This is a genomic window from Deltaproteobacteria bacterium (assembly GCA_011375175.1).
Classification (GTDB): domain Bacteria; phylum Desulfobacterota; class GWC2-55-46; order GWC2-55-46; family DRME01; genus DRME01.
Genome location: DRME01000023.1, coordinates 1 through 4,791, shown reverse-complemented (window position 1 = coordinate 4,791; position 4,791 = coordinate 1). Strand labels below are relative to the sequence as shown.

Here is a 4,791-nt window from a genome sequence, read left to right as displayed (position 1 = left end):
CTGAGGGAACCTTTTTGTAAAAAGGTTCCCTCAGACTCCCTCCAAAAACTTTTAATGCGAGTTGGTTTCCCCCTGTTTTGCCAAGCAAAACAGGGGGAAACCAACTCGTATTTAAAGTCTTTGAAGGGGGTCTGGGGGAAACTTTCTACAGAAAGTTTCCCCCAGGGTAAATCAGAGTTTCCTTAGCGTTTGAGGTTGACCAGTTCGGCGAGTATTTCGTCGGTGGTGGTGATTATGCGCGAGTTGGCCTGGAAGCCCCGCTGGGAGGTGATCATCTTCACGAACTCGTTGGATATGTCCACGTTGGAGAGTTCGAGGGTGCTTGAGAGGACGGTGCCCCTGCCTGCCGAGCCGGGCGAGCCTATGAGGGCCTGGCCCGAGGCGGTCGTCTCGGTGAAGAGGTTCGCGCCCGCGTTGGTGAGTCCGCCGGGGTTGGTGAAGTCGGCGAGCAGCACCTGGCCGAGTACGCGGCTTCTGCCGTTGGTGAAGACGCCGGAGATGACGCCCTGCTGGTCGATGCTCATCTGCTGGAGGGTGCCCGCGGCGTAGCCGTCCTGGCTGAGGCTGGAAACACCCGAGGATGAGCCGTACTGGACGATGCCGTCGGTGCCGGCGCCGCTCTGGGAGATGCTGGTGCCGAAGTCGAAGGTTATGGTCTGGTTCTGGGTGGCGCCGCCGGAGAAGTCGAAGCCTCCGGTGGGATAGGTCGTGGCGCTCGTATTGTAGAGGGCGCCGGAGTTGTTGAACGTGAGCGTGCCCTGGGCCTGGATCTGGTCCGAGCCGGTGGTGGAGTCCGAGGAGCCGACGACGGCGTACCACTCCCATATGTTGCCCGTCGATCCCTGCGAGTCCTTGCGGAAGTAGAGGGTCACGGTGTGGGAGTTCCCCAGCGAGTCGTAGACCGTGACGGGGGTGGAGAAGTTGGAGGTCTGGCCGGCCTGTGAGAGGTTGAAGGCCCCGGCGGCCGTGTCGCTCGTATCACTGGAACCCGCGGCAAGTGCGCCGGAGCTCGCCGTATAGCCGAGCAGCGATGCCGCCGTGCTGCCCGCCGACGCCCAGTTCAGCGTCAGTGTGTTCGAGTTGCCCGAGTCGTTGGTCACGGTGAAGAGGCCGGTCTGGCCGTCGTAGGTGACCGAGTATGTGTCGGTGACGCCGTTCTGGCTCTCGAGCGCCGTCTTTATGGCCGCCGCCACGGAAGCGCCGCTGTAGGCCTGGCCGGAGACGAGGCCGCCGTGGGTGACGAGGCTCGCCGTTATGGTGGCACCGCCCCCGACGCTGAACTCGATGTTGTCGTTGCTGCCGCTTGTAAAGACGAAGCCCGTGATGTTTGCGTTGCTGTTGAGGTTGGCCTGCATGGATATCGAGCTCGTGGCGTTGGGCGCCTCGGTGGTGGTGGTGAGCTGGAGGTCCGAGACCGAGCTCTGGAGGTTGCCGGCGGCGTTGGCCATGTAGCCCTGGAGCACGAGGCCGTCGGGATTGACGATGTAGCCGTTCTTGTCGAGCGAGAACTGGCCGGCCCGCGAGTAGAAGGTGCCGGCCGAGTTCTTCAGGATGAAGAAACCGTCGCCGCTTATGGCCATGTCGAGCGGGCTGCTCGTCGTCTCGAAGGCGCCCTGGGTGAAGAGCTGCTGGATGGAGTTGAGCGTGACGCCGAGACCGACGTCGGAGCTCGAACCGGTGGCCGACTGGCTCAGCACGTCGGCGAAGGTGGGGCGGCTGGTCTTGAAACCGATGGTGTTGACGTTGGCCACGTTGTTGCCGATGACCGAGAGCGACTTCATGTTGGCGTTGAGACCGCTTATGCCTGCATAGAGTGACGAGTTCATGATACCCTCCTTTTTCTGCCCTCTCTCAGAAGATTTCCTTTATCCTGTCCGCCGCTATGCGGGCATTTCCTCCCAGCACGAGCTGGGGCGCGGAGCCGGTGAGCGCCACCTTGGTGACCGTGTCGGTCACGTAGGTGGTGGCGGCCACCGGGGAGCCCGCGCCGTCGGAGGCCGTTACGTTGAACGTGTAGGTTCCCGGCTTGACGGTCATGCCGCTCAGGTCGCGGCCGTCCCAGGTTACGGTGTAATCGCCCGACGGACCGCCACTGCCCTTGAGCGTCCTTATGACCGCTCCCGACGCGTCGTGGACGGTGACGTTCACCTTGGTCGCGCCGCCGGAGAGCGAGTAGGCCAGGGTGACGGGCGAACCGGAGTATGTGAAGGCGTTGCCGGCGGCCGTCACCTTCCTGCCCACAAGGTTGGACGAGAAGAGGTTGCTCATGGAGGTGATCTTGCCGGCCACCCTGTCCATCGATGTGCCCAGGTTGGTTATGCCCTCGAGCGAGCTGAACTGGGCGAGCTGGGCGACGAAGTCGGTGTTGTCCATGGGGTCGAGCGGGTCCTGGTGTTCAAGCTGTGTGACGAGAAGCTTGAGGAAGGCGTCCTTTCCCATGGCCTGCGTGGTGAGGGACCCCCCTGCCGGTGAGCCGCCCGCCCCCTGCGCCGAGGCCTGGGGCTGGGGCTGCTGTGTCTGCCCTGTCTGCTGAATAGGATTCGACTGCATCTTGGGTCCCTCCCTTTCCGAATACGTCTTGAACCGGCCGGCGGCTCAGACGAATATATCGAGACCGCGGCCCGAGGCGATGCGGCTGCGCGATGGCGGGCCGAAGTGCGCGGGCGCGTCGCTGACGGCCTCGACGCCGTCGGCCCGGCCGTCGCGGCGGCCCATGCCGCCCCGGCCGCCTGGAAGCTCCCGGCCCGAAGGGTCATGGGCGCCGCGCGAGTCGACCTCGACCGAATAGTCCCTGAGTTCCATGCCGTGGGCGCCGAAGGCGTCTCGAAGCCTCGATGCGTCGGCGTCGAGAAGTCCCTTGACGGCATGGCTCGTCACCATGATGCGGGCGCTCACGCCGTCTCCATCAACCGAGAGCTTTATGTCGAGCTTTCCGAGGTGTTCGGGATGGAGGGTCATGCGCACCCGGTCGAGACCGCGCCCGACGCTCACGCTGAGGCCCCGGCGGATATCTTCGAATATCTGGTGGGAGTGCGCCTGGATGCGGCCCGCCGCGGCGCCCGGAGCGCTTCCCTCCCTCGGGGCCGACGGCTCGACACCGCGCCCCTCGGCCGCAGCCGCAGCACCGTTCCCCGGCGGATCGACGCCGGCGTCGGTCCTCAAGCTCACCGGCGCCTCAAAACGTCCCGCGCCGCTGCGCTCCTGCGCCGGAACCGGTGCGCCATCGGCCGCATTCTTCACCGCCGCCGCAAAGGCCCCGCGGCCTTCTGTGCCGCCCTGCGAGCGGCCGGCCCCGTCGGAAGTCCCGCCCCGGTCCGACCCCCGGCGCCCCTCCGTCTCCGACGAGCCGTGCCTGTCTGTCACCGGCGCTCTCCGGTCCGGCTGAGCCGCTTCTCCGCCCTCAGGCTCGGCAGCGCCATGCCGGCCGTCACGCCCCGAAGGCGACTCGGCCTCCACGGCCGTCACCCCGGAGCGCTGCAAACGCCCCTTCTCCGACCCTGCGACAGCGCTCCTGGCCTTGTCGCCGCCTCTTTCACCGAGCGGCGCTGTCTGGAGTCTTTCGGAGACCTCGGGATCGAGCCCTTCGATCAAGTCGGCCATATCGGCCAGACTGTTCCTCGCCCCGCTCCCCCGGCCGACGAGCGGCGCGGCCTCGGGCGCAAGGCTCCTGGTACGGCCCTGCTCCGTCTCCCGCGTGGTCTTCGCCGCCGCCCCGACGGACTTCGCCGTGACGCCGGATGGGGACGGCTCCGACCCTGCGCCGTCGCCGCCGTCCGTCACGGAAGACGCGCCTTCCTCGGACGAGCGGGCGAAGGGACGAAGGCCCTCAGCCCCCGGCTCCAGCTCCCGGCCGCCACGGCGCGGCGACAGGGACAACGCGCCTTCACCCTCGGGCCTCACGGCGACCCCTTCGCTCCCTGCGCCGTCTCCCACGGCCTCGGTGACCGCCGTGACCGCCGTACCATCAACTCTTCCGCCATCCGCGGCGGCTTCTCCCAACACCCCTGTCCAAGCCCGTGCCTGCATCGTCCCCTCATCCGCCGCCGCCGCCGCCGGAATGGGACCGGAAGCCGCGAGTGCGACAGAGGGGACCTCCTCGACGGCCTCATCCGCTCCGTCCGCCTCCGGCGCCGCGCTCATCCCCTCCCCGGCTTCACCGCTCTCGCGGAGACGGCCTCCGCCTTGCGACCCGCGGCCGCCGTCGGCCTCGGCCGGCGCCTCGCCCGAGGCGCCGGCCGCCTTGGAGGAACTCTTCGCCCCGGAGTCCCCCCCCACCGTCGCCGGCCCGCCGTCACCGCCGCCCGAAGGCCCGGCCACGCCGGACGCCGAAGCCGCGTCCCTGAGCGCATCGTCGAACCCTGCGCCGGCGCCGTCGAGTTCGCCGCCGACCGTCGGCGTTCCGGCCGACGCCGCTCCGCCTGCCGGCTGGGGCCGCACCGTTATTTCCATCAGGGGATAAAGGCTCATCTGCGATTCTCCACTCTCTTCAATCCGGGACGCCGCCGTGCCTTCAGACCCGACATGTCGCCGCAGGTCTGCGCCGGCTGTCGCCATCTTGAAATGCAACAAACATGCCAAGACGACAAGAGAGAAAAAGAACAGTGATATCAAGGGGTTGGTTCGGCGGGGACGGAGGGGCTCGGAGTGTGCCAGGAGGCATCATTTTCCCCACCGGTCCTTTCTTGGTCCTGGCCCGCAACGGTTTCGCCGACGTGCAGGTGGTCAGGCAGGGGATGACCGACTGGAATGCACGGGGGTATGCTGTCGTCTGAAACCGGAGAGGCAGAACAT

General features: G+C 66.9%; 3 protein-coding genes. All 3 read right to left on the bottom strand.

The features are described 5' to 3' along the window. Nucleotides 1-182: 182 nt before the first annotated feature. From ENJ37_01670 to ENJ37_01660, 3 genes are read right to left on the bottom strand one after another with little or no spacing between them, the layout of a single operon-like run. The gene (locus ENJ37_01670; protein ID HHL39194.1) at nucleotides 183-1,826 is read right to left on the bottom strand and encodes a flagellar hook protein FlgE; all 1,644 of its coding nucleotides are present in this window, start codon (nucleotides 1,824-1,826) and stop codon (nucleotides 183-185) included. 25 nt (nucleotides 1,827-1,851) lie between these two features. Next, nucleotides 1,852-2,550, bottom strand: coding sequence for a hypothetical protein (locus ENJ37_01665; GenBank protein ID HHL39193.1), 699 nt, complete (start codon nucleotides 2,548-2,550; stop codon nucleotides 1,852-1,854). A 45-nt stretch (nucleotides 2,551-2,595) separates the two neighbouring features. Then, entirely contained in the window at nucleotides 2,596-4,554 is a 1,959-nt protein-coding gene (locus tag ENJ37_01660) for a flagellar hook-length control protein FliK (protein HHL39192.1), read from the bottom strand. Nucleotides 4,555-4,791 lie beyond the last annotated feature (237 nt).